General features: G+C 64.8%; 21 protein-coding genes, 1 pseudogene and 1 riboswitch. Of the genes and pseudogenes, 10 read left to right on the top strand and 12 right to left on the bottom strand.

Annotated elements, in window-relative coordinates:
* Positions 1 to 42: 42 nt before the first annotated feature.
* Complete coding sequence (locus CAG31_RS10855; protein WP_085580785.1) at positions 43 to 1,449, bottom strand: adenosylmethionine--8-amino-7-oxononanoate transaminase; 1,407 nt, start codon at positions 1,447 to 1,449, stop codon at positions 43 to 45.
* Between the two features lie 221 nt (positions 1,450 to 1,670).
* Here CAG31_RS10855 and CAG31_RS10850 point away from each other — a divergent pair, with 221 nt between their 5' ends.
* The 3 genes from CAG31_RS10850 to CAG31_RS10840 all read left to right on the top strand — a co-directional run bounded on the left by CAG31_RS10850 (position 1,671) and on the right by CAG31_RS10840 (position 4,973).
* Positions 1,671 to 3,458, top strand: a complete 1,788-nt coding sequence (locus CAG31_RS10850) for a flavin monoamine oxidase family protein (protein WP_085580783.1) — start codon at positions 1,671 to 1,673, stop codon at positions 3,456 to 3,458.
* Positions 3,459 to 3,797: 339 nt separating this feature from the next.
* Positions 3,798 to 4,349, top strand: coding sequence for a cytochrome b (locus tag CAG31_RS10845; protein WP_085580781.1), 552 nt, complete (start codon positions 3,798 to 3,800; stop codon positions 4,347 to 4,349).
* A gap of 30 nt (positions 4,350 to 4,379) precedes the next feature.
* Positions 4,380 to 4,973, top strand: a complete 594-nt coding sequence (locus CAG31_RS10840) for a YceI family protein (RefSeq protein WP_085580779.1) — start codon at positions 4,380 to 4,382, stop codon at positions 4,971 to 4,973.
* 252 nt (positions 4,974 to 5,225) lie between these two features.
* On the opposite strand, the gene CAG31_RS10835 is transcribed toward CAG31_RS10840, so the two are convergent.
* The 4 genes from CAG31_RS10835 to ahcY all read right to left on the bottom strand — a co-directional run bounded on the left by CAG31_RS10835 (position 5,226) and on the right by ahcY (position 10,702).
* Positions 5,226 to 7,061 (bottom strand): DEAD/DEAH box helicase, encoded by a 1,836-nt coding sequence (locus tag CAG31_RS10835; RefSeq protein ID WP_085580776.1) that lies wholly within the window; start codon positions 7,059 to 7,061, stop codon positions 5,226 to 5,228.
* 224 nt (positions 7,062 to 7,285) lie between these two features.
* Positions 7,286 to 8,095, bottom strand: a complete 810-nt coding sequence (locus CAG31_RS10830) for an ABC transporter substrate-binding protein (RefSeq protein ID WP_085580774.1) — start codon at positions 8,093 to 8,095, stop codon at positions 7,286 to 7,288.
* Positions 8,096 to 8,254: 159 nt separating this feature from the next.
* Positions 8,255 to 9,100, bottom strand: a complete 846-nt coding sequence (gene metF, locus CAG31_RS10825; protein ID WP_085580772.1) for a methylenetetrahydrofolate reductase [NAD(P)H] — start codon at positions 9,098 to 9,100, stop codon at positions 8,255 to 8,257.
* Between the two features lie 192 nt (positions 9,101 to 9,292).
* Positions 9,293 to 10,702, bottom strand: coding sequence for an adenosylhomocysteinase (gene ahcY / locus CAG31_RS10820; RefSeq protein WP_085580770.1), 1,410 nt, complete (start codon positions 10,700 to 10,702; stop codon positions 9,293 to 9,295).
* Positions 10,703 to 10,725: 23 nt separating this feature from the next.
* Positions 10,726 to 10,825: riboswitch (S-adenosyl-L-homocysteine riboswitch) on the bottom strand.
* 198 nt (positions 10,826 to 11,023) lie between these two features.
* Between ahcY and CAG31_RS10815 the strand changes: the two genes are divergently transcribed.
* Positions 11,024 to 11,428, top strand: coding sequence for an acyl-CoA thioesterase (locus tag CAG31_RS10815; protein WP_085580768.1), 405 nt, complete (start codon positions 11,024 to 11,026; stop codon positions 11,426 to 11,428).
* A gap of 175 nt (positions 11,429 to 11,603) precedes the next feature.
* Positions 11,604 to 12,485, top strand: coding sequence for a formate/nitrite transporter family protein (locus tag CAG31_RS10810; RefSeq protein WP_085580766.1), 882 nt, complete (start codon positions 11,604 to 11,606; stop codon positions 12,483 to 12,485).
* 11 nt (positions 12,486 to 12,496) lie between these two features.
* Here the strand turns inward: CAG31_RS10810 and CAG31_RS10805 are convergent, their stop codons facing one another.
* On the bottom strand, positions 12,497 to 13,357 hold the full coding sequence (locus tag CAG31_RS10805; RefSeq protein ID WP_085580764.1) for a LysR family transcriptional regulator: 861 nt from the start codon (positions 13,355 to 13,357) through the stop codon (positions 12,497 to 12,499).
* A 112-nt stretch (positions 13,358 to 13,469) separates the two neighbouring features.
* Between CAG31_RS10805 and CAG31_RS10800 the strand changes: the two genes are divergently transcribed.
* Positions 13,470 to 13,886, top strand: a complete 417-nt coding sequence (locus tag CAG31_RS10800) for a VOC family protein (RefSeq protein WP_085581208.1) — start codon at positions 13,470 to 13,472, stop codon at positions 13,884 to 13,886.
* A complete protein-coding gene (locus CAG31_RS10795; RefSeq protein ID WP_085580762.1) occupies positions 13,873 to 15,156 on the top strand; it encodes an amidase in 1,284 nt (427 codons plus the stop codon). The genes CAG31_RS10800 and CAG31_RS10795 overlap by 14 nt, the downstream gene beginning before the upstream one ends.
* 62 nt (positions 15,157 to 15,218) lie before the next feature.
* On the opposite strand, the gene CAG31_RS10790 is transcribed toward CAG31_RS10795, so the two are convergent.
* Entirely contained in the window at positions 15,219 to 16,481 is a 1,263-nt protein-coding gene (locus CAG31_RS10790) for a sodium:proton antiporter (protein WP_085580760.1), read from the bottom strand.
* Between the two features lie 190 nt (positions 16,482 to 16,671).
* Positions 16,672 to 17,841 carry an MFS transporter gene (locus CAG31_RS10785; RefSeq protein ID WP_085580758.1) on the bottom strand — a complete coding sequence of 390 codons (1,170 nt, stop codon included), beginning with the start codon at positions 17,839 to 17,841 and terminating at the stop codon, positions 16,672 to 16,674.
* Positions 17,842 to 18,058: 217 nt separating this feature from the next.
* Here CAG31_RS10785 and CAG31_RS10780 point away from each other — a divergent pair.
* Both CAG31_RS10780 and CAG31_RS10775 read left to right on the top strand, forming a co-directional pair.
* Positions 18,059 to 18,238, top strand: a pseudogene (locus CAG31_RS10780) (EamA family transporter); the annotation flags it as partial.
* A gap of 40 nt (positions 18,239 to 18,278) precedes the next feature.
* The gene (locus CAG31_RS10775; protein WP_085580756.1) at positions 18,279 to 18,662 is read left to right on the top strand and encodes an MAPEG family protein; all 384 of its coding nucleotides are present in this window, start codon (positions 18,279 to 18,281) and stop codon (positions 18,660 to 18,662) included.
* A gap of 137 nt (positions 18,663 to 18,799) precedes the next feature.
* On the opposite strand, the gene CAG31_RS10770 is transcribed toward CAG31_RS10775, so the two are convergent.
* On the bottom strand, positions 18,800 to 19,984 hold the full coding sequence (locus tag CAG31_RS10770) for a murein transglycosylase A (RefSeq protein ID WP_085580754.1): 1,185 nt from the start codon (positions 19,982 to 19,984) through the stop codon (positions 18,800 to 18,802).
* Between the two features lie 128 nt (positions 19,985 to 20,112).
* Between CAG31_RS10770 and CAG31_RS10765 the strand changes: the two genes are divergently transcribed.
* Positions 20,113 to 20,562: a cytochrome c gene (locus CAG31_RS10765; RefSeq protein ID WP_085581206.1), complete on the top strand. Its 450-nt coding sequence runs from the start codon at positions 20,113 to 20,115 to the stop codon at positions 20,560 to 20,562.
* A 61-nt stretch (positions 20,563 to 20,623) separates the two neighbouring features.
* Here CAG31_RS10765 and CAG31_RS10760 read toward each other — a convergent pair whose 3' ends face one another.
* The 3 genes from CAG31_RS10760 to metK form a co-directional block, all read right to left on the bottom strand.
* Positions 20,624 to 21,010 carry a DUF1090 domain-containing protein gene (locus CAG31_RS10760; RefSeq protein WP_085580752.1) on the bottom strand — a complete coding sequence of 129 codons (387 nt, stop codon included), beginning with the start codon at positions 21,008 to 21,010 and terminating at the stop codon, positions 20,624 to 20,626.
* A 97-nt stretch (positions 21,011 to 21,107) separates the two neighbouring features.
* The gene (gene ligB, locus CAG31_RS10755) at positions 21,108 to 22,787 is read right to left on the bottom strand and encodes an NAD-dependent DNA ligase LigB (RefSeq protein ID WP_085580750.1); all 1,680 of its coding nucleotides are present in this window, start codon (positions 22,785 to 22,787) and stop codon (positions 21,108 to 21,110) included.
* A 205-nt stretch (positions 22,788 to 22,992) separates the two neighbouring features.
* Positions 22,993 to 24,183: a methionine adenosyltransferase gene (metK, locus tag CAG31_RS10750; protein WP_085580748.1), complete on the bottom strand. Its 1,191-nt coding sequence runs from the start codon at positions 24,181 to 24,183 to the stop codon at positions 22,993 to 22,995.
* Positions 24,184 to 24,194: the final 11 nt, after the last annotated feature.

Below are 24,194 nucleotides of genomic sequence, written 5' to 3'. Positions count from 1 at the left end.
AACCGAGGTGCATTCATCGCGAGCAGGGGGACTCTGCGGCAATCAGCCCGGATCGCGGAAGCCGGGGTGGAAGTCCTTCGGCACCGCCACGCTGACGCTGTCGCGGGTGGCGATGTCGATCCCTTCGCCGGCGACTTCGGCGAGGAAGTCGATCTGCTCCGGCGTGATCACATACGGCGGCAGGAAATACACCACGCTGCCCAGCGGACGCAGCAGCGCGCCGCGCTCCAGCGCATGCTGGAACACTTTGAGGCCGCGGCGCTCCTGCCAGGGATACGCCTCTTTCGAGGCCTTGTCCTTGACCATCTCGACCGCCAGCACCATGCCGGTCTGGCGCACTTCGGCGACGTGCGGGTGATCGGCCAGGTGCGCGGTGGCCGACGCCATGCGCCGGGCCAGCGCCTGGTTGTTCTCGATCACGTTGTCCTGCTCGAAGATGTCCAGGGTCGCCAGCGCCGCCGCACAGGCCAGCGGGTTGCCGGTGTAGCTGTGGGAGTGGAGGAAGGCGCGCAGGGTCGGGTAGTCGTCGTAGAAGGCGCTGTAGACCTCATCGGTGGTCACGCACGCCGCCAGCGGCAGGTAGCCGCCGGTCAGGGCCTTGGACAGGCAGAGGAAGTCCGGGCGGATGCCGGCCTGCTCGCAGGCGAACATCGTGCCGGTGCGGCCGAAGCCGACGGCGATCTCGTCGTGGATCAGGTGCACGCCGTAGCGGTCGCAGGCCTCGCGCAGCAGCTTGAGGTACACCGGGTGGTACATGCGCATGCCGCCGGCGCCCTGGATCAGCGGCTCGACGATCACCGCCGCGACGCTGGCATGGTGCTCGGCCAGGGTCTGCTCCATCGCGGCGAACATGTTGCGCGAGTGCTCCTCCCAGCTCATGCCTTCGGGGCGCAGGTAGCAATCGGGGCTGGGCACCTTGAGGGTGTCCAGCAGCAGCGCCTTGTAGGTCTCGGTGAACAGCGGCACGTCGCCGACCGACATCGCCGCCACGGTTTCGCCGTGGTAGCTGTTGGTCAGGGTGACGAAGCGTTTCTTGTCAGGCTGGCCGCGGTTGAGCCAGTAGTGGAAGCTCATCTTCAGCGCGACTTCGATGCAGGACGAACCGTTGTCGGCGTAGAACACCCGGTCCAGCCCTGGCGGCGTCATCTTCACCAGGCGTTCGGACAGCTCGATCACCGGCTGGTGGCTGAAGCCGGCCAGGATCACGTGCTCCAGCTGGTCGACCTGATCCTTGATCCGCTGGTTGATGCGCGGGTTGGCATGGCCGAATACGTTCACCCACCAGGAACTGACGGCATCGAGGTAGCGTTTGCCGTCGAAGTCTTCCAGCCAGACGCCTTCGCCGCGCCGGATCGGGATCAGCGGCAGCTGTTCGTGGTCTTTCATCTGGGTGCAGGGGTGCCACAGGACCTTGAGGTCACGCTGCATCCACTGGTCGTTCAGGCCCATTTCCGGTCTCCTCGGGACGGCTCGCGCCTGGCGCGGGCAAACAATCGCGCAAGCCTATGCAATGCGTCGCGCCGGGACAACCCATTGTGTCGATTGAGCTACTTTACTTGGGGCGATAGACGTCGCTGGCGGCGTTTTGATGGCTGACGTATTCTTCGCGGTTCTCTGGGTCGCCTGACCCGAAAAACCGTTTTTTCCCGTGTATTTCCGGAGTTCGCTGAATGTCTGTCGGTTGGCTGCGCGCCTGTGCGCTGGTGGTGTTGGGGCTGTTCAGCGTTTCGGCGCTGGCCAAGGATAAAACCGCGATCGTGATCGGCGGCGGCCTGTCGGGCCTGACCGCCGCCTACGAGCTGCAGAACAAGGGCTGGCAGGTCACCCTGCTGGAAGCCAAGCCGAGCATCGGCGGCCGTTCCGGCATGGCCACCAGCGAGTGGATCGGCAACGACAAGACCCAGCCGGTGCTGAACAAGTACGTGTCGACCTTCAAGCTGAGCACCACGCCGGCCCCTGAGTTCGTGCGCACGCCGGGCTACCTGATCGACGGCGAGTACTTCTCCGCCGCCGACCTCGCCGCCAAGCAGCCGGCCACGGGCGATGCGCTCAAGCGCTACGAGAAGACCCTGGACGACCTGGCGCGCTCGATCGACGATCCGCAGAACCCGGCGTCCACCAACACTCTGCATGCCTTGGACCAGATCAACGTGTCCAGCTGGCTCGACAAGCAGAACCTGCCGGCCACCGCCCGCCAGCTGATCAACCAGCAGATCCGCAGCCGCTACGACGAGCCGTCGCGCCTGTCGCTGCTGTACTTCGCCCAGCAGAGCCGGGTGTACCGCGGCGTGTCCGACCGTGACCTGCGCGCCTCGCGCCTGGTCGGCGGCAGCCCGGTGCTGGCCCAGGCCTTTGTCAAGCAACTGAAGACCATCAAGACCAACTCGCCGGTGTCGGCCATCACCCAGGACAAGGACGGCGTGACCGTCAAGGTCGGCGCGGTCGGCTACCAAGCCGACTACGTGGTGCTGGCGGTGCCGCTGCGCGCCCTGAGCAAGATCCAGCTGACCCCGGCGCTGGACGCCCAGCACCAGGCGGCGATCAAGGGCACCAACTACGGCTGGCGCGACCAGATCATGCTCAAGTTCAAGACGCCGGTGTGGGAAAGCAAGGCGCGGATGTCCGGCGAGATCTACAGCAACACCGGCCTGGGCATGCTCTGGGTCGAGCCTGCGCTCAAGGGCGGGGCGAACGTGGTGATCAACCTGTCCGGCGACAACGCGCGGGTGATGCAGGCGTTCGGCGACAAGCAGATGGTCGATCAGGTGCTGATCCGTCTGCATGCGTTCTATCCGCAGGCCCGCGGTTCGTTCACCGGCTATGAGATCCGCCGCTACAGCACCGACCCGTCCACCGGCGGTTCGTACCTGGCCTTCGGCCCGGGCCAGATCAGCAAGTTCTGGCGCCTGTGGGAACAGCCGCTGCAGCGGGTGACGTTCGCCGGCGAGCACACCGACACCCTGTATCCGGGCACCCTGGAAGGTGCGCTGCGCACCGGCCAGCGCGCCGCCGGCCAGGTCGAAGACCTCGCGGCGGGCAAATCCTTCGCGCCGGTCAAGGTCGGCCCGACAGCCGCGGCCGCTGCGGTGGCGGCCGGTGCGGCGGGTGGCGCCGTGGCGGCGAAGAAGGGCAACTTCTTCACCAACCTGTTCGGCGGTTCGGACGACGACAAGAAGCCTGAGCCGGTGAAGGCCCCGGAGCCTGCGCCAGCCCCGGCTCCAGCTCCGGCGCCTGCGCCGACCCCGGCACCCGCGCCTGCTCCGGCGGAAGCGCCGAAGCCTGCGGCCCCTGTGAAGGCCGAACCGGCGAAGAAGGCCGCCAGCAAGCCGGCGGCGAAGAAACCGGCGGCCAAGACCGAGGCGAAAAAGCCTGCGGCCAAGGCACCGGCGAAAAAGGCCGAGCCGGCCAAGAAGCCTGTGGCCAAACCGGCGGCAAGCACCGAGGCCAAGACGCAGTAAGGCTTTGGCTTGAATGAAGAAGCGCGGCTCATGGGCCGCGCTTTTTTTTGCCTGTCAGAGCGTCATCGCGAGCAGGCTCGCTCCCACATTCGAACGGATCTGTTCAGTTGAACAGCAATCCCTGTGGGAGCCAGCCTGCTGGCGATCGGGCCAGTACCGGCCATGAAATTCTCTGATCTCCCCACCAACATCCCGTCACACTTTCGCCTTTAATCTTTCCTTAACTCGCCACTTACAGACTCTTGATCGTATTTCTCGATATTTCAAAGCAAAATTTTCCGCTTTAATTCGATAGATAAGTCGATAGTCTTGGTTCGCAGTTCTCACAGGATTTGGGCAATGCAGCTACGTAACTCTTCTTCGCGCTACGGTTGGGTCAGCATCTTCATGCACTGGGGTGTGGCGCTGGCGGTCTTCGGGCTGTTCGCGCTGGGCTTGTGGATGGTGGGGCTGGATTATTACAGCAGCTGGCGCAAAGACGCGCCGGACCTGCACAAGAGCATCGGCCTGGTGCTGCTGGCGGTGATGGTGCTGCGGGTGCTGTGGCGCTTCGTCAGCCCGCCGCCGCCGACGCTGCAGAGCTACAGCCGGATGACCCGCATCGGCGCGAAGTTCGGCCATGCGTTCCTGTATTTCGGCCTGTTCGCCGTGATGATCGCCGGTTACCTGATTTCCACCGCAGACGGTGTCGGGATCCCGGTGTTTGGTTTGTTCGAAGTTCCTGCCCTGGTGTCCGGACTACCGGACCAGGCTGACACCGCCGGTGCGATTCACCTGTACCTGGCCTGGGCGCTGGTAATTTTTTCCGGCCTCCATGCGTTGGCTGCATTGAAGCACCACTTTATCGATCGTGATGCGACCCTCACCCGAATGCTGGGCCGCAAAGCCTGAACTCAACCTCGACTCAAAGGAAAAGAAAGCATGTTGAAAAAGACTCTGGCCGCTCTGGCCATCGGCTCCGCTGTGCTGTCCGCCAACGTGATGGCCGCTGACTACACCGTCGACAAGGAAGGCCAGCACGCCTTCGTCGACTTCAAGATCAGCCACCTGGGCTACAGCTTCATCACCGGTACCTTCAAGGACATCAGCGGCAAGTTCAGCTTCGACGCCGCCAAGCCAGAAGACAGCAAGATCGAGTTCGACGTGAAGACCGCCAGCGTGTTCACCAACCATGCCGAGCGTGACAAGCACATCGCCAGCAAAGACTTCCTGGACGTGGGCAAATACGCTGACGCCAAGTTCGTCTCCACCAGCGTCAAGTCCACCGGCAAGAACGCCGCCGGCAAAGACACCGCCGACGTGACCGGCGACCTGACCCTGCACGGCGTGACCAAGCCGATCGTGGTCAAGGCCGTGTTCCTGGGCGAGGGCAAGGATCCGTGGGGCGGCTACCGCGCTGGCTTCGAAGGCACCACCAGCATCAAGCGTTCCGATTTCGGCAAGATGATGGACCTGGGCCCGCAGTCCGACAACGTCGACCTGTACATCTCGTTCGAAGGCGTGAAAGCGAAGTAACTTTCGCCCGATGCGCAAAAAAACCCTGGCCTTGCGGCCAGGGTTTTTTTTGCCTTGCGGATGACTGCCGTCGCCGCAGCACCCCTGTGGGAGCCAGCCTGCTGGCGATAGCGGTGGGTCAGTCGGCAAATGCCTTGGACATGCCGGCCCCAGCGCCAGCGGGCTGGCTCCCACAAGGGGCAGGATCGCCCATGGCTTTTGCAAAAATGCCCCGGTTCTTGCGAACCAGGGCATTTTTTCAGCGGCGCGAGATCAGCGGTTGCGGGTCAGCAACGCCGGTTTCTCGCCACGCGGGCGGCTCGGCAGTTGATCGAGCTGCTCAGGGGTCGGGAAGCGGTCGGCCTTGGACTCCTTGTGCATGATCTTCGGCCCGGTGCTGCGCGGGTTCTGCACGGCCGGTTCGGCGCGGGAGCCTTCGTCGCGGTTCGGACGGCGGTTGCGCGACTCGTCGCGGCGGCCCTGGCCGTCACGGGACGAACCGCTGCGCGATCCGCCGCCGCCATTGCGTGGCTGGCCGTTCTGGCGGCCCTGGGACTGGCCGTTGCGCGGTGCGCCGGAGCCCTGGCCTTGGCCGGAACCGCCGGGACGACGGCCGCGGCCCGCTGCCGGAACCTGCTTGGGCACGTAGTCGACGCGGTTGCCGAAGTTGTCGATGTCGTCGTCGAGGAACTCGTCCGGGGCGCGGTCAGGGGCCGGGCGCGGCGGCTGGCTCGACTGACGCTGCTGACGGCTGCCTTCACGTTGCTTCGGCTGGCGGGCCGGACGCTCGCCGCGCTCGGATTTCTCGCCGGAAGCGGACTTGTCCTTTTCCTTGCCCTTGTCTTTGCCTTTGTCCTTGCGGCCGCCGCCGTTCTGGCCTTCGCCGCGCGGGCTGCGGGCGTTGCGCGGGTTGCGGCCGTCGGGACGCTCGCGGGTCTCCGGCTTCTCGGCTTCCACGGCGCTGGCATCGAAGCCCATCAGGTCGCCGTCGGCGATCTTCTGCTTGGTCATGCGCTCGATGCTCTTGAGCAGCTTCTCTTCGTCCGGCGCGACCAGCGAGATCGCCTCGCCCGAACGGCCGGCCCGGCCGGTGCGGCCGATGCGGTGCACGTAGTCTTCGTCGACGTTCGGCAGCTCGTAGTTGACCACGTGGGGCAGTTGGTCGATGTCCAGGCCACGGGCGGCGATGTCGGTGGCCACCAGGATGCGCACTTCGTTGGCCTTGAAGTCGGCCAGGGCCTTGGTGCGGGCGTTCTGGCTCTTGTTGCCGTGGATCGCCACGGCCGGCAGGCCGTGCTTGTCCAGGTATTCGGCCAGGCGGTTGGCGCCGTGCTTGGTGCGGGTGAACACCAGCACCTGTTCCCACGCGCCGGCGGTGATCAGGTGGGCCAGCAGCGCACGCTTGTGGCTGGCCGGCAGGCGGAACACGCGCTGTTCGATGCGCTCGACCGTGGTGTTCGGCGGCGTGACTTCGATGCGCTCAGGGTTGTGCAGCAGCTTGCCGGCAAGGTCGGTGATGTCCTTGGAGAAGGTCGCCGAGAACAGCAGGTTCTGGCGCTTGGCCGGCAGGCGGGCGAGGACTTTCTTCACATCGTGCACGAAGCCCATGTCGAGCATGCGGTCGGCTTCGTCCAGCACGAGGATCTCGACATGGGACAGGTCGATGCTGCCTTGGCCGGCGAGGTCCAGCAGACGGCCGGGGCACGCCACCAGCACGTCCACGCCACGGGCCATGGCCTGGACCTGCGGGTTCATGCCGACGCCGCCGAAGATGCAGGCGCTGACGAACTTGAGGTCACGGGCGTAGATCTTGAAGCTGTCGTGCACCTGGGCCGCGAGTTCGCGGGTCGGGGTCAGCACCAGCACGCGCGGCTGGCGCGGGCCGTGGCGCTGGGACTTGTCCGGGTGACCGTTGGGGAACAGCCGCTCCAGGATCGGGAGGGCGAAACCGCCGGTTTTACCGGTACCTGTCTGTGCCGCGACCATCAGGTCGCGACCTTGCAACACGGCGGGAATGGCCCGCTGTTGCACCGGAGTAGGCTCGGTATAGCCCGCGTCTTCGATAGCGCGGACCAAAGCCTCGGAGAGACCGAGGGAAGCAAAGGACATGAGTAATCCTGTTTTTTAGTTAGGGCTGGGCCCAATGGGAGTCTTGCCTGGCGCGAACCGCGTTTAACGTGACGCGGTCCCGTCCGGTCCTGCGGCGCATCCGAAGGCTCGTCCGGAGCGCTCGCGCGGGCTGAAAAGCTGCGCTGTAGCGGGTCGGGAGGCCTGTTACGGATCCGGGCGTCCGGGCGTGAGCCTGGCGGGAACGCCGGAGTATAACAGAGCAATCACTGTGCGCTGCGTTCCTGCTGCTCAACGGCCTTGCCGGCGGTGCTGGCGCTTTCCAGCGGCGCGGCGGCAGGGGCCGCTCCGTAGCGTGCGCTGAGCTCGGCGTAGGCCGGTTCGCGCTTGAAACGCTTGAGTTCGGCGCCGAAACGCTGCACCAGCAGATCCATCCCGGCGTTGCGCCGCACGGCCAGGTACTGGCTCTGGCGGCTGATGACCGTCGGGTTCTCGGTGATCTGGTCGCGGATCTCCAGTTGGTCCAGCAGGTGCTGGCCGACCCGGCGATCGGTGATCAGCAGGTCGATGCGCCCGCGCACCAGTTTGCCGAAGTTGGCCTCGTGGGTCGGGGCCGGTTCCCGGGTGAACAGCGGCGATTCGCTGAAGTCCTGGCTGTACAGGTAGCCGGGGGAGGTGCCGACGGTCAGGCCCTTGAGTTCGTCGAGGGTGCGGAACGGGTGCGGCCGCTCGTTGGCGTAGAACATCACGAACTCCACCACCGACAGCGGCTCGCTGGGGTAGAGCAGGGTGGCGTCGCGCTCGTCGCTGTGGAAGATGTCCAGCGCACCGTCGGCCTGGCCGGTCTCGAGCATCGACAGGCAGCGCTTCCAGGGCAGGAACTGCCATTCGACCTCGATGCCCAGGCGTTTGAAGACGATGGCGGTGGCTTCGTAGTCCAGCCCCAGGTTCTTGCCGCCGTCCTCATAGACGTAGGGCGCCCAGGGCTCGGTGACAATACGCAATTTCTCGCCCCGGGCGGCGAAGCTCAGGCAAGCGAAAACCAGCACGGTGAAAAACTGCGCGATCAAAGGCATGACTGGAGAGTACGACGAGAATCGGGAAAGAGCCAGAAAGCGGCGGCAGAAGCTCTGTTTCGGGCGTTGAAAGCAAAAAATCGCAGTTGCGAAAACTTCCGTAGGCGTTTTCCCAAACTGCGATTTCCCTTCTTGCTTGCCCCGTGAAGCTGACTGCCGTTAGCGCGGCAGCTTCAGGTTGTTCCACACCGCCAGGCTCGGTTCGGCCTGGTTCAGGGTGTAGAAGTGCAGCCCCGGCGCACCGCCCTGCAGCAGGCGTTCGCACATGTCGGTGATGACCTGTTCGCCGAAGCCTTGAATGCTTTGGGTGTCATCGCCGTAGGCTTCCAGCTGCTTGCGGATCCAGCGCGGGATTTCCGCGCCGCAGGCATCGGAGAAGCGCGCCAGTTTGCTGTAGTTGGTGATCGGCATGATCCCCGGCACGACCGGGATGTCCACGCCCAGGGCCTTCACGCGGTCGACGAAGTAGAAGTAGCTGTCGGCGTTGAAGAAGTACTGGGTGATCGCGCTGTCGGCGCCGGCCTTGGCCTTGCGCACGAAGTTGGCGATGTCGTCCTCGAAGTTGCGCGCCTGCGGATGCATCTCCGGGTAGGCGGCGATTTCGATGTGGAAGTGGTCGCCGGTCTCTTCACGGATGAATTCGACCAGTTCGTTGGCGTGGCGCAGCTCGCCGCTGGCCATGCCCATGCCGGACGGCAGGTCGCCGCGCAGGGCGACGATGCGGTTGATGCCCGCTGCCTTGTACTGGCTCAGCAGGCCGCGCAGGTCGGCCTTGCTGTCGCCGACGCACGACAGGTGCGGGGCGGCCGGGACTTTGACTTCGCTTTCCAGCTGCAGGACGGTGTTGAGCGTGCGGTCACGGGTCGAACCGCCTGCGCCGTAGGTGCAGGAAAAGAAGTCAGGGTTGTAGGTGGCCAACTGACGGGCAGTGGCGAGGAGCTTTTCATGCCCAGCATCGGTCTTGGTCGGGAAGAACTCGAAGCTGTAGCGACGTTCTTGGGACATGGAGGGAGCCTCCAGCTGCAAGCCGCAAGCTTTGGGCCGCAAGAGAAGCGGAGATGCGCTGATCCCTTGTGCCGCAGGCCTGTTGCCTGAAACTGTTCTGAAATAGTGGCGGAGCCCTCAGGCCTCGCACGGCAAGTTCGGCTTTTGGCCTTGCTTGCCGCTTGAAGCCTGAGGCTCGCAGCTGCTCGTGTCTTAGTAGCGGTAAGCGTGCGGCTTGAACGGGCCTTCGACGGTCACGCCGATGTAGTCAGCCTGTTGCTTGGTCAGCTGGGTGACCACGCCGCCGAAGCCGCGCACCATTTCCAGGGCCACTTCTTCGTCGAGTTTCTTCGGCAGCACTTCCACGGTCAGGCGCTCGGCTTTCTGGGCCGGCGACAGGTCGGCGTACTTCTGGCCGAACAGGAAGATCTGCGCCAGCACCTGGTTGGCGAACGAACCGTCCATGATGCGGCTCGGGTGACCGGTGGCGTTGCCCAGGTTCACCAGACGGCCTTCGGCCAGCAGGATCAGGTAGTCGTCGTTCTGCGCGTCGAAGGCGCCTGGGCCGGTGCGGTGGATCTTGTGCACCTGTGGCTTCACTTCTTCCCATGCCCAGTTCTTGCGCATGAAAGCGGTGTCGATTTCGTTGTCGAAGTGACCGATGTTGCAGACGACGGCGCGCTTCTTCAGAGCCTTGAGCATGTTGGCGTCGCACACGTTGACGTTGCCGGTGGTGGTCACGATCAGGTCGATCTTGCCCAGCAGCGCCTTGTCGATGCTCGCTTCGGAACCGTCGTTGATGCCGTCGATGAACGGCGAGACCAGTTCGAAGCCGTCCATGCAGGCCTGCATGGCGCAGATCGGGTCGACTTCGGACACCTTGACGATCATGCCTTCCTGACGCAGGGACTGGGCCGAGCCCTTGCCCACGTCACCGTAGCCGATGACCAGCGCTTGCTTGCCGGACAGCAGGTGGTCGGTGCCGCGCTTGATGGCGTCGTTCAGGCTGTGACGGCAGCCGTACTTGTTGTCGTTCTTGGACTTGGTCACCGAGTCGTTGACGTTGATGGCCGGGATCTTCAGCTCGCCCTTGGCCAGCATGTCCAGCAGGCGGTGAACGCCGGTGGTGGTCTCTTCGGTCACGCCGTGGACGCGGTCCAGCACCTGCGGGTACTTCTTGTGCAGCAGCTCGGTCAGGTCGCCGCCGTCGTCGAGGATCATGTTGGCGTCCCATGGCTGGCCATCCTTCAGGATGGTTTGCTCCAGGCACCACTCGTACTCTTCTTCAGTCTCGCCTTTCCAGGCGAAGACCGGGATGCCGGCGGCGGCGATGGACGCGGCGGCCTGGTCCTGGGTGGAGAAGATGTTGCAGGACGACCAGCGCACTTCGGCACCCAGGGCGACCAGGGTCTCGATCAGCACGGCGGTCTGGATGGTCATGTGGATGCAGCCGAGGATCTTGGCGCCTTTGAGCGGCTGCTCGGAAGCGTACTTGCGGCGCAGACCCATCAGGGCAGGCATTTCCGATTCGGCGATGATGGTTTCGCGACGGCCCCAGGCAGCCAGGGACATGTCGGCGACCTTGTAGTCGGTGAAATCTGCAGGCGTGATTACAGCGCTCATGAAGAGCCTCCATTCGTAATGTATGCGAATGGGCGCCGTTGTGCGTTTGGTGTCCGGCGCAAGGCCGGTCAACGCCCCATCCGAGCCTGACAGGTGGAACCTGCTGCAGCGCCCCTCGGACAGGTGGCGGGAAAACGGTAGCGCGTGAAGGTTACCGTTTTGAAACGGGGGCGATTATAGCCGTCTAGACTGATCTTCCAAAGGGTTTCTGTCGGCCAAATGAAGATTGCCAATGATGGCCATAGCGGATGGCTCATGGAGCGTGACTGTTCGGTCTGACATGATGGCGACCATCATTCGGCAAGACGCTCAGGAGTGAAGATGAATTTCCACACCCGCAAGTGGGTAAAACCCGAAGACCTCAATCCCAACGGCACCCTGTTCGGCGGCAGCCTGCTGCGCTGGATCGACGAAGAGGCGGCGATCTACGCCATCGTCCAGTTGGGCAACCAGCGCGTGGTGACCAAGTACATCTCCGAGATCAACTTCGTCAGTGCCTCGCGCCAGGGCGACATCATCGAACTGGGCATCACCGCCACCGAGTTCGGCCGCACCTCGATCACCCTCACCTGCGAAGTGCGCAACAAGATCACCCGCAAGAGCATCCTGACCGTGGAGAAGATGGTCTTCGTCAACCTCGGCGAAGACGGCCTGCCGGCGCCGCACGGGCGCACCGAGATCAAGTACGTCAAAGACCAGTTCAAGGATGACGTGCCGGTCCAGTAAGACCGGTTTCGCTCCCATCGCGGGCAAGCCCGCTCCCACAAGGACAGCGCTGCTCCCTGTGGGAGCGGGCTTGCCCGCGATGGCGGCCGCACAGTCACGAAGATTCTCCAGGCCGGTGAACAGTCCCGAGCGGCGCGGGTCGTAGCTAAACAACCCTGCCACCGGATTGCCTGCCATGACCACTCCGACAGACGGCAAGACCCCAGACCTTTCGCCCAAGGAACGGCACGAAGTCGAGAAGAGCCAGCCGCCCCGCGCGGCCGTGCTGCACGAAATCATCCGCACCCAGGGCGACCAGGAACTGGAGCGCAGCATCGCCGCGCTGTGGTGGTCGGCGCTGGCGGCGGGCCTGACCATGGGCCTGTCGCTGATGGGGATGGGCCTGCTCAACTCACGCCTGCCCGAAGGCGACGAGTTCAAGGTGATCGCCAGTTTCGGCTACTGCGCAGGCTTCCTCGCGGTGATCCTCGCGCGCCAGCAACTGTTCACCGAAAACACCCTGACCGCCGTGCTGCCGGTGATGACCCGACCGACCCTGGGCAATGTCGGCCGCCTGGTCCGGCTGTGGACGGTGGTGCTGGCCGGCAACCTGTGCGGCACGTTGCTGGTGGCCTACGTGATGCTCGAACTGCCGATCTTCGACAGCAAGACCGACGAGGCCTTCCTTGAGATCGGGCGCAAGGTCATGGAGAACCACGCCAGCCAGATGTTCGCCAAGGGCATCGTTTCCGGCTGGATGATCGCCACCATGGTCTGGATGATCCCGTCCATGGAGAGCGCGAAGATGTGGATCATCATCCTCATCACCTACCTCATGGCCTTGGGCGACTTCACCCACATCGTGGTCGGCTCGGCGGAAGTGTCGTACCTGGTGTTCGCCGGCGAACTGCCGTGGAGCGATTTCTGGGCGGTGTTCGCCGGGCCGACGCTGGCGGGCAATATCATCGGCGGCAGCTGCATCTTCGCCTTGATCAGCCATGCGCAGATCCGCAGCGAGAGCGGCGCACCGACACCCGACGCCCCTGAAGAAGACCGGGGCGAGTCGAAGAAGGATTGAGTGCGCTCAGGCTAGGCACTTGAAAGCGTCTTGCACAAGGCGCTGATCATGTTCGGCCGATCGGTCTGGGCAGGGCTGATCAGCACAATCTCTCGGTCGTATCGGTCAGAACCAATCGGGCTCACCGCACATTGATGACCCCATTGTTCAAAGCCGGACCAAAGGGGCACGAGGCTCACGCCCATCCCGCCTGTCACGAGCATGGCAATGGTCTCCAGCGCATCAAGATCGACCAGCGGCGTCGGCGTCAGTCCCTGATCCGCCAGATATTGCTCGGCATGCCGTCCGCCCCACGCGTCAGGGTCATAGCGGATGTAGGGCTGGCTCATCAGTTGTGCGGGGATGCTTTGCGTGGACTTCTCCTTTGACAGAAACACCAGCGGTTCTTTGCGCAGGGACACCACTTGCAGCGCTTTGGGCAACTCGAACGGTGGAACCACGAGGATTGCCGCATCCACCTCAGCCGAGAGCAGGGCTTGATACAACGACCGCGATGTTCCCGGCACGATCACTGGCGTCAGCCCCGGCGCCAGCTCGGTCAGTGCTCGCAGTGCTCCCGGCAACAGCCCGGTCAGAACCGTGGAGATTGCGCCGATGCGCAACTGTCCCGTCAGCCCTGCGACGTCGGCATCTCCCGCCAATAGCGCTACTTCACGAACGATGCGCCTGGCCCGGGGCAGTAAATCGAGGCAGGCCTGGCTCGGCTTGGCGGCGTGGCCGACGCGGGACAACAGCTCAAAGCCGAGTTGCCGTTCGAGCGCGAGAATGCGCTGGCTGATCGCTGCGGCCGTCAACCCTTCGACACGCGCGGCATTGGCAATCGAGCCACACTCGACGACGGTGATCAGACTTCTCAGATAGCGCGAGTCCATAAGAAATGCTTTCGATGGTGGAAAGAATTACAGGCTATCTGTTTTGATGAAAACCGCACAGTCTTCAACCGTTGAGAGGTTTCTCTCGTCCGGCGATCGTCAGGAGTTCTTTATGCAGTCGATTTTCCATCTTGCTATGCATGTCCGGGATTTGCAGGTTACGCGCCAGTTCTATGGGGATTTACTGGGGTGCGAAGAGGGGCGCAGCACTGACTCCTGGGTCGATTTCAATTTTTTCGGGCATCAATTGTCGTTGCATCTGGGCGAGCCTTTTGCAGTCCGTAACACCGGTAAGGTTGGTGATCACGACGTGCCGATGCCGCACCTTGGCGTGATCCTCGAAATGTCGGACTGGCGCGTTTTGAGAGATCGCTTGATCGAGGCCCAGGTGCAGTTTGTTCTGCCACCCGGCATTCGTTTTGCCGGCCAGCCCGGTGAGCAGGCAACCATGTTTTTCCTCGATCCCGCCGGAAACCCGATCGAGATAAAAGGCTTCACTGACCTGCAGGGTATCTATGCGCAATTTTAATCAGATGGACGCGAGCGATATTTCCGAGAGCGTTCGGTCGCAGGCCGTGAGCGCAGAGTCGGTCGCCGAGCATTTTCTGGGCTGTGTCGAAGCGCGGGAGCTCAGCATAAAAGCCTTTGCAGCGTTCGACCCGGGTCAGGTGCGCGCTCAAGTTCGCCAGTTGAACAATGGCCACTTCAAAGGCCTTCTCGCCGGCGTGCCCGTGGGCATCAAAGACATCTTCGACACCGCCGATCATCCCACGGGGTTTTACTCCCCGATCTATGCGGACAACCGTCCTTCACGTGACGCACACGTTGTGGCGCTGTTGCGTCAGGCCGGCGCGGTGATCATGGGCAAGACCCACACCACCGAATTCGCCTACATGCACACTGGGCCGACCCGCAATCCGCATGATCTCGAACGGACGCCGGGAAGCTCCAGTGCTGGCTCGGCGGCGGGGATGGCGGCCGGATTTTTCCCGATCGCCTTGGGCACGCAGACTGCCGGGTCGTTGATCAAACCCGCCTCGTATTGCGGACTGTATGCTTTCAAACCGACCTATGGGCTGGTTTCTCTGGAGGGGGTAAAACCGCTGGCGCCGAGTTTTGACACGGTGGGCTGGTACGGCCGCTCGGTTCGTGACCTGCAACTGTTGGCTGAGGTGTTGATCCCCGGCATTGCGCAGCGTACTGATGAGCGTCGTCCAGGCAAGTTCGGCTTCTGTCGTACAGCGCGCTGGGATCAGGTCGATGAGGACATCGCCAGATCGCTGGACGCTGCCGTTGAAGATCTGCGCCGGGCCGGACATCAGGTGAGTGAGGTGGAGTTGCCGCAGGCGTTTGCGACGGTATTCGATGACCATTTGCTGATCAACGATTGCGAGGGGGCGCGGTCACTGGCCAAGGAGCTGCAAGCGCGACCTGAGCTGCTCAGCGATGAAGTGTTGGCCATGATCGAACGGGCCCGCCAGACAACGTGGGAGCAGGAGTCTGCGGCGAAGAAGCGCCTGGCAACTTTGGCTCCTGTGCTTGAAGCCCTATTCAAACCGTTTGATGCCATGCTCGGTGCGAGCTGCGGCATCGTCGCCCCGTTGGGCCTTGGCGCGACCGGGCCTTCCGATTTCAGTAAGTTCTGGATGGCGTTCGGTTTACCTCAGATCAACATCCCGCTCGTGCGCAATGCCGGGGCGTTGCCGGCTGGCCTGCAAATGATTGGCGGTTTCAGAGACGACAGCATTCTTTTGCACGCGGCCGAGCAGGTGGATGCGGTACTGAGAGCGGCGGACTGATGAAGGAGATATTGCGAGTGCCGTCGCAGCGCGGGTGCGCTGCGACGGAGTCCGATCCAGTGTCAGTGCGCAACATTGGCCGTGGCGGTGTCTTGTGGAGTCGTCACCTTACGGACAACCCGGCCAATGGTCAGGCCCTGCACCAGAATCGATGACAGCACGACGATGTAGGTGATGCTCAGCAACAAATCCCGTTCAGCGCCCAGCGGCAGCGACAGGGCCAGCGCCACCGAGACGCCGCCGCGCAGGCCGCCCCAGGTCAGGATCCGGATGGTGCCGCGCGGCACCGTGCGCCAGCGCCGCAGCAGGACGATGGCCGGGGCCACGGTGAGCAGGCGCGACAGCAGGATCGCCAGCGCCAGCAGACTCGCCGCCGCCACGTGCAGCCAGTTGAACGGCAGCAGCAACAGCTCCAGGCCGATCAGCGCGAACAGCAGAGCGTTGAGCATGTCGTCGAGCAGCTCCCAGAAACCGTCCAGGTACTTGCGGGTCATGTCGTTCATCGCCAGGTTGCGCCCCAGGTTGCCGATGATCAGGCCCGCCACCACCATCGCGATGGGCGCCGAGACGTGCAGTTCGGTGGCCATGGCCGAGCCGCCGATCACCAGCGCCAGGGTCAGCATCACTTCGATCTGGTGCTGCTCGATGCTCTTGATCATCAGGTACACCAGGTAGCCGATCAGACCGCCGAACAGCACGCCGCCGATGGCCTCGTGGGCGAACAGCAGGGCCGTGGCGCCGAGGGTCGGGGTCTCGCCCAGCTGCGCGATGCCCAGCAGCACGGTGAACACCACGACGGCGGTGCCGTCGTTGAACAGCGATTCGCCGACGATGGTGGTCTTGAGCGGCTTCGAGGCGTTGGCGGTACGCAGCACGCCGAGCACCGCGATCGGGTCGGTGGGGGAGATCAGCGCGCCGAACAGCAGGCAGTAGAGGAAGCTCACGTGCCAGCCGAACAGGGCAAAGATGTAATAGGCGAGGCTGCCGATCACGGCGGTGGCGATCAGCACGCCGAACGTGGCCAGCAGGCCGATGGGCCAGCGGTAGCTGCGCAGGTCGTTGAGGTTCACGTGCAGGGCGCCGGCGAACAGCAGGAACGACAGCATCCAGTTCATCAGCAGGTCGCCGAAGTCGATCTGGCCGATCAATTGCTGCACGCGCTCTTCGAGGCCCGGGTAGCCGAGAAAGCTCAGGCCTTGCAGCAGCAGGGAAAACATCAGTGCGGTGACCATCACGCCGATGGTCGGCGGCAGGCCGATGAAGCGGAAGTTCACGAAGGTCAGGAGGGTGGTGAGGCAGATAAACGCAGCAACGAGTTCAAGCATCCGGGGTCCTTTGGATGGGAGATGGAAGAGGCGCGTCCGATACTTGGACGCAAGGGTTGGATGGGCTGGCGCCGCTCAGGGGCACATGAGGCCGTCTGGGGTGAGGGAGCTTGCTCCCGCCGGCCCGCATGCAATTTTCCGTCGGGCGGGAGCGAGCGCCCCCGCCACGGGGATTGCGGCAGCCGGTGCTTCAGCCGCAGGCATTGACCGCAGCCATGCGCCGACGTTGCAGATAAATGAAGAAAAGCGCCGCCAGCACGGTGAGCACGCCGACCAGGGCACCGGTCCACGGCAGGTCCGCCAGGTCCGCGCCGCTGGCCACCACCAGCCCGCCGATCCACGCGCCCGACGCGTTGCCGAGGTTGAAGGCGCTCTGGTTCAGGGTCGAGCCGAGGTTCGGTGCTTCATGGGCCTGGTCGATGATCAGCAGTTGCAGGATCGGGCACAGGGCGAAGGCGAATACGCCCCACAGCACCAGGGTGATCGCGGCGGGCACCGCCGAGCGGCTGGTCTGGCTGAACGCCGCCAGGATCACCACCACCGCCAGCGCCACGCCCACCAGCGACGGCAACAGGCGGCTGTCGGCCAGGCGGCCGCCGAGCATGCTGCCGCCGGTCAGGCCGACGCCGAACAACAGCAGCATCACTGTCACGCCGTGGGGGCTGATGCCGGTGACGTCCTGCAGGATCGGCGCGATGTAGGTGTACACGCTGAACAGGCTGGTGGATGCCAGCACGCTCATGCCCAGCGCCAGCAGTACGTTGGCCTTGCCCAGCACCTTGAACTCGCTGGCGAGGTCGGCGCGCTCCATCGGAATGTGCTTGGGCAGCCACAGCCACTGGGCGAGGGCGGCGATCACACCGATGGCGGCCACGGCCCAGAAGGTCGAACGCCAGCCGGCGAACTGCCCGAGCGCGGTGCCCAACGGCACGCCGAGCACGTTGGCCAGGGTCAGGCCGGTGAACATCAGCGCGATCGCCTGGGCCCGTTTGTTCGGCGCCACCAGGCCGGCGGCGACCACCGAACCGATGCCGAAGAACGCCCCGTGGCACAGCGCGGTGACCACCCGGGCGGCCATCAGGGTCGCGTAGTTCGGGGCCAGCGCGCAGAGCACGTTGCCGAGGATGAACATCAGGGTCATGCCCAGCAGCGTCGCCTTGCGCGGCATGTTGGCGGTGCCGACCGCCAGGACCGGCGCGCCGAACACCACGCCCAGGGCGTAGCCGGTGATCAGCAGGCCGGCGTGGGGGATGCTCACGGCGAGGTCGCGAGCGACGTCGGGCAGCAGGCCCATGATGACGAATTCGGTGGTGCCGATGCCGAAGGCGGCAGCGGCCAGTGCAAGCAAGGCGAGTGGCATGCGCAAGGTCTCTGTCGGTAGTCTTGACGCTTCGTTCAGGCAGGCGCAGGCCGACGGCCGGTCTCGGGCGGAGAACGGGTCAGGCAGTCATTGTTGGAATAGGTCTGTGCGCAACCGAGTGCGGCGTGGTCGCGTGCAGTATAAACAGCTGCGGCCCCATCGCGAATCAATAATATGACTAATTGCCGGCGGCCCTTGCGCAGCGCCGGCAAAGCCCTACGCTCTGGTGCTGTGGGCGGTGCAGCTGGGTTCGATCGCCGAAGCGGCGGCGCTGCGGGAAATCAGCCTGATCCTGGGGGTGCTGTTCGGCATGCGCTGCCTCAAAGAACCTTTCGGCCGGCCACGGCTCTTAGCCTGTGGGCTGGTGCTGATCGGCAGGCTGGAGATGAAGCTCTGATCCGCCCGCCATTCGAACGACACGAAAAAGGGACTGCGCTATGACCGTGGCTTTGTGGTGTGTATTGATCGCGATTTTCCTGCCGTACCTGTGCACCGCCGTGGCCAAGGCCGTCGGCGGCTACAGGATGAGTGACAACCATGATCCCCGGGACTTTCTGGAGAGCCTCAACGGCCTGGCTCGGAGGGCCCATGCGGCGCAGCTGAACAGCTTCGAGGTGACGCCGGCCTTTGTCGCCGCCGTGATCGTCGCGCACCTCGTGGGCACGGCCGAGCTTGTGACGGTGAACGTGCTGGCGGTGCTGTTCATCACCAGCCGCCTGCTCTACATCATTTGCTATCTGGCGGACTGGGCGGTGCTGCGGTCGCTGGTGTGGCTCGTGGGGATGGGGTTGATTGCCGGGTTCTTCATTGTGTCGGCCTGAGCCTTGGGGAGGCTGACGGCCTCATCGCGAGCAGGCTCGCTCCCACATTGATTGGCAGTGACCGGGCCCCTGTGGGAGCCCGCCTGCTGGCGATGGCGTCAGTGACGGCGCCGCCGGGCTCCCACAAGGTTCGGCGGTCAGGACTTGCCCTTGACCGTATCGGCCACCTGCGGCACTTGCGGCAGCGCCGTGCCCTTGGGCCAGAGCATCCAGATCTGCCCCTGCTGCTTCATGTCCCCGGCCAGTTGCCCCGCCGCATCGCCGGTGCCCCAGAACAGGTCCGCGCGCACTTCGCCGGCGATGGCACCGCCGGTGTCCTGTGCGGCCACCGGGCGCACCAGGGCGGTGCCGTCCGGTCGGGTGGTGGACAGCCACAGCAGGCTGCCCAACGGAATCACCTTGCGGTCCACCGCCGCGCTGTAGCCGGCGGTCAGCGGCACGTTCAGCGAGCCGCGCGGGCCTTCGTCGCTGTCCGGGTTGCGGGTGAAGAACACGTAGCTGGGGTTGCTGCCCAGCAGCTCCGGGATGCGCGACGGGTTGGCCTTGGCCCAGTCGCTGATGGCGCCCATGGTGACGTCTTCCTTCTTCAGCTCGCCCTGTTCCACCAGCCAGCGGCCGATCGGGCGGTACGGGTGGCCGTTCTGGTCGGCGTAGGCGATGCGCAACTGGCGTCCGTCGTCGGTCTGGATCCTGCCCGATCCCTGGATCTGCAGGAACTGCAGGTTCATCGGATCGGTCAGCCAGGCCACCACCGGCGCATTGACGCCTTTGCTCTCGATGGTCGCCGCGTCGTCGTAGGGCTTGAGCACCCGGCCGTCTAGGCGTCCGCGCAGGCGCTTGCCCTTGAGTTCGGGGTACACGCTGTCCAGCGACACGATGATCATGTCGTCAGGCACGCCGTACACCGGGACGTTCGCCGTGGCGGTCTGGGTCAGGCTGCCGGGGTAGACCGGCTCGTAGTAGCCGGTGATCAAGCCGTTGGGGTTGTCGTTCTCGGCGCGCAACCCGTAGACGTCGAGGTTTTGCTTGAGGAACGCGCGGATGCTGCCGGCGCTCTGCGGGACATCGGCCGCCGCCGCGCAGGTCTTGCCCCAGACCGGGTCGGCCTTGAGCCGGTTGCACGCGCTGCGCCACGAACCGAAGCCGGCCACCAGGTCGTTGTCGGACACGGCGGGCAGCGCCTCCCAGGTGGCGCTGGAGTAAGTGGCGAGGGCGTGGGTCTTGGGCTTGGCCGTGTCGCCCCCGGTGCAGCCGGCGAGGATCGCCAGCAGCGGCAGGGTTGCGAAAAGCGGATGACGCCAGGCCTTGAAGCGGCTGTTCATGGAGTGGTTCCTGTGCCGGTTGCGTGAATGCTCCATGCGTTCAGGCAACCCGTATTTTTAATAGGGCTATTGGTGTTTGGCGGCCGCGCGAGGATACTGGCCGCCATTTTTCCGTGACCGAAGCCACCATGACACTCAAAAGAATCTCTGTTGCTTTGCTGGCCTGTCTGACCCTGTCCGCCTGCGGCGGCGTCGACCCCAACTCTCCGCTGGGCCAGCGCAAGGCGATCTTCAAGCAGATGCTCAAGACCGGCGAAGACCTGGGCGGCATGCTGCGCGGGCGCATTCCCTTCGACGGGGCGAAATTCGCCGACGGCGCGGTGAAGCTCGATGCGCTGTCCCATGAGCCGTGGAAGCACTTCCCGCAGGTGCGCGAAGAGGATCACACCAGCGCCAAGGACGATGTCTGGCAGAGGCAGGCGCGTTTCCAGGAAATGGCCCGCACCCTTGAGGCGGCCACCGGTGAACTGGTGATCGCCAGCCAAGTGCAGCCCTACAAGGCCAGCAACCTGGGGCCAGCGGTGCAGAAAGTCGAAGATGCGTGCAGTGCCTGCCATAAAGAGTTTCGCGATCACTGATAGCTGACGCGGTTGAATGACCGTGGCGAGGGCGCTTGCTCCCTCGCCGCAGTGGCTCTCGTTACTTGTCCAGTTCGTCCAGCGCCTGCTGCAATTCCTTGCGGGACTCGGCCAGCTTGTTCTTGCGCTTGTCGATCTTCTCCGGGTCGCCCTTCTTCATGGCCTTGTCGAGGTCGGCCTGGCGTTTGCTCACTTCGTGCTTGGCCTCCAGCACCTTGTTTTCGCGTTCCTTCTTCAGGCCGGCGTCGGTGCAGTGATCGGTGACTTCGCGCAGGGCGGTCTCCAGGCCGGCCTGCTGGTCGGCGTTGCCGTGGGCCTTGGCCTGTTCGATCTGGGTGACGATGTTCTGCTTCTTGGCGGCGCAGCCGGTGAGTTCCGGCGCTTCCTCGGCGGCCATCAACGGGGCGGCCAGGAATCCGCATAGGGTCAGCAGGGCAAGCGATTTCATAAAGGCTCCATGCGCTAAGGCATTCGGTTCGGTGGTGCGCTGCGCTGTTGGAGCGCCCCGACGGACATTGGGTTCCCGGCGTGCCGGGAGGCTGTGTTCAGAAGCCGTCGATGCCGGCGGCTTGCAGGGTGTCGCGCAAGGCCAGCACCTGCGGGTCGCGGAAAAAGGCGCTCAGTTGCGCCGCGCGGCCGGGGCCGATGCCGGGTTCTGCCTGCCATTGTTCGGTGTCGCGTTGCGCCAGCTCGTGCCAGGTGCCGTCCAGCGGTGCCTGTCCGGTCGGCGGCATTCCCAAGGCTTTGAGCCAGGTGGCGAACGGCCGCTGGCGGGCTGTGTGAAAACTGTCCAGCAGGCGGGCGCCGCTGCGCTCGCCGAAGCCGGGCATGTTAGCAAGCTCCGGCCCCTCGAGGGTCAACCAATCCAGCAGGCCGGTCAGGCGGCCTGTTTCCAGAAGTTTCTCCCAGGTGCCGCGACCGACATGGGGCAGCCCCAGCCCCTGCTTGCCGCCGAGCCAGGTCAGGCGGGCGAGGAACTGGCTTTCGCAGCCGGGCGTCGGTCGCCAGCAGCTCAAGGCGTGGAAATCGGTTGCCTGCGGAACGGCCAGCTCGACACGCTCGGCCGCGCGCAGGACGACGCCGTCTAGCCGGGGGATGGTCAGGCCGGCCAGGCTGACCGCGACCTGGTCGCCGGGGCGGATGTCCAGCGCCTGCCAGCGCTGGAACGAGCTGACGCTGACCCGTCGGATCTGCCGGTCGTCCAGCCGCACCGGCGCCAGCTCCAGCACCGGTGTGATGCGCCCCGTGCGCCCGATCCTGAAATCGACCTTGCGCACCTCGGCCAGGGCCTGGGCGAACGGGTACTTCCAGGCAATGCCCCAGTGCGGCGGCCGTGCCTGCCAGCGCTCGGCCGACGGGCGCCGGTCCTGACGCAGGACGACGCCGTCCGTGGCGAACGGCAACGGCGTGCGGAACCAATGCTCGCGCCATGCCTGGGCGTCGGCAAAGCGTTCGAGGGTGTGGGTGTAGGGCGCGGTCGCGGCGAATCCCAGGGCGGCCAGCGTCGAGAGCCTTTCGGACAAGGCCGAAGGCCCCTGCGGCCAGTCCCAGACGAACAGCCCTATGCCGCCGGCCTCTTCGGCGCCCAGATCCTTGCGGCCCATCAGGCCGGCGACGGTGGCGCGGGCGTTGCGGCCGCCGTCGCGGGACTGAACGTGGTCGCTCAGGCGCCAATAGAGTTCGCCCTGCACCAGCAGATCCACCGGTTCGGTCAGTTGCCGGGGAATGGCGGCGATCTTCTGCGCCGACGCTGTCCAGTCCTGGCCCCGGACTCCGTCGCCGCGGCTGATGGCCTGGTGCAGTCGCCCGCTGCGGTAGATCAGCGTGACCGCGACGCCGTCGACCTTGGGTTGAATCCAGAGGCCTTCGCGGTCGCGCAGCCAGGCTTCGACGTCTTTGCCGTCGTGGCGTTTGTCCAACCCGGTGTGGGCGATCGGGTGAGTGACGGGGCCTGTGGCCGTGCGCAGCGGGTTGGCCGGTGACGGAAGGCCGAAGCACCGGCGCCATTCGTCCAGGCGCAAGCGCGACTGGTCGTAGAGCCCGTCGGCGATCAGCGCCCGGCCTTCGCGGTGGTAGGCGTCGTCCCAGCGGTCGATCTGCCTTTGCAGGACGGCGGTTTCGGTGCGGGCCTTTTCCGGTGGCCAATCGGGGCAGTCGTCGGCGAGGGCGTTCGGGAGGATGAGCATCAACAGCAGTGGGAGCAGCAGGGGCATTGCAGCGGGCATCGTGAGCGTCCTTGCTCAAGGGGAACGCTTGAAGGGTAGGCGGGGAATCCGGGGGGCGTCGGGCGGGTGTTTTTCGGGCTGTTTCCGGATGGACAGATGCGGGCTTTCGGTTGGGGCGCTGCCCGAAGCGGGGAGGGAACCTGCAGGCATGAAAAAGCCCCGCAGGGCGTGAGCCGTGCGGGGCTTTTCGTGTCGCCTGGAGGTGTTACAGGCCGGCGGCGGAACGCAGGGCGTCGGCGCGGTCGGTCTTTTCCCAGGTGAAGGTGCTGAAGGTGTCGTCGCCGACGGTCTTGGTCTGCGGAGCGCGACCGAAGTGACCGTAGGCTGCGGTTTCCTGGTACATCGGGTGCAGCAGGTCCAGCATGGTGGTGATGGCGTAAGGACGCAGGTCGAACACTTCACGCACCAGTTTGATGATCTTGTCATCGCTGATCTTGCCGGTGCCGAAGGTGTTCAGCGAGATCGAAGTCGGCTGGGCCACGCCGATCGCGTAGGACACCTGGATCTCGCAGCGCTCGGCCAGGCCGGCGGCGACGATGTTCTTGGCCACGTAACGGCCGGCGTACGCAGCGGAGCGGTCAACCTTGGACGGGTCCTTGCCGGAGAACGCGCCGCCGCCGTGACGGGCCATGCCGCCGTAGCTGTCGACGATGATCTTGCGGCCGGTCAGGCCGCAGTCGCCCACCGGGCCGCCGATGATGAACTGGCCGGTCGGGTTGATGTGGAACTGGGTGTCCTTGCTCAGCAGTTCGGCCGGCAGCACGTGCTTGACGATCAGCTCCATCACGCCTTCGCGCAGGTCGTTGTACGACACTTCCGGGTTGTGCTGGGTCGACAGCACCACGGCGTCGATGCCGACCACTTTGCCGCCTTCGTAACGGCAGGTGACCTGGGACTTGGCGTCCGGACGCAGCCAAGGCAGCAGGCCCGACTTGCGGGCTTCGGCCTGGCGCTGCACCAGTTGGTGCGAGAAGGTGATCGGGGCCGGCATCAGCACGTCGGTCTCGTTGCTGGCGTAGCCGAACATCAGGCCCTGGTCGCCGGCGCCCTGGTCTTCAGGCTTGGCGCGGTCAACGCCCTGGTTGATGTCGGGGGACTGCTTGCCGATGATGTTCATCACGCCGCAGGTGGCGCCGTCGAAGCCGACGTCGGAGCTGGTGTAGCCGATGTCGCAGATCACGTCACGGACGATCTGCTCCAGGTCGACCCAGGCGCTGGTGGTCACTTCACCGGCAACGATGGCCACGCCGGTCTTGACCAGGGTCTCCACCGCCACGCGTGCGTGCTTGTCCTGGGCAATGATGGCGTCCAGCACTGCATCGGAAATCTGGTCGGCGATTTTGTCCGGATGCCCTTCAGACACGGACTCGGAGGTGAAGAGGGAGTATTCGCTCATCTCGATGTTTT

This window comes from Pseudomonas sp. R25(2017), assembly GCF_002112565.1.
In the GTDB taxonomy this organism is placed as follows: Bacteria; Pseudomonadota; Gammaproteobacteria; order Pseudomonadales; family Pseudomonadaceae; genus Aquipseudomonas; species Aquipseudomonas ekonensis.
The sequence above is the reverse complement of the archived record's forward strand: the minus strand, read 5'-3'. Positions and strand labels throughout refer to the sequence as shown.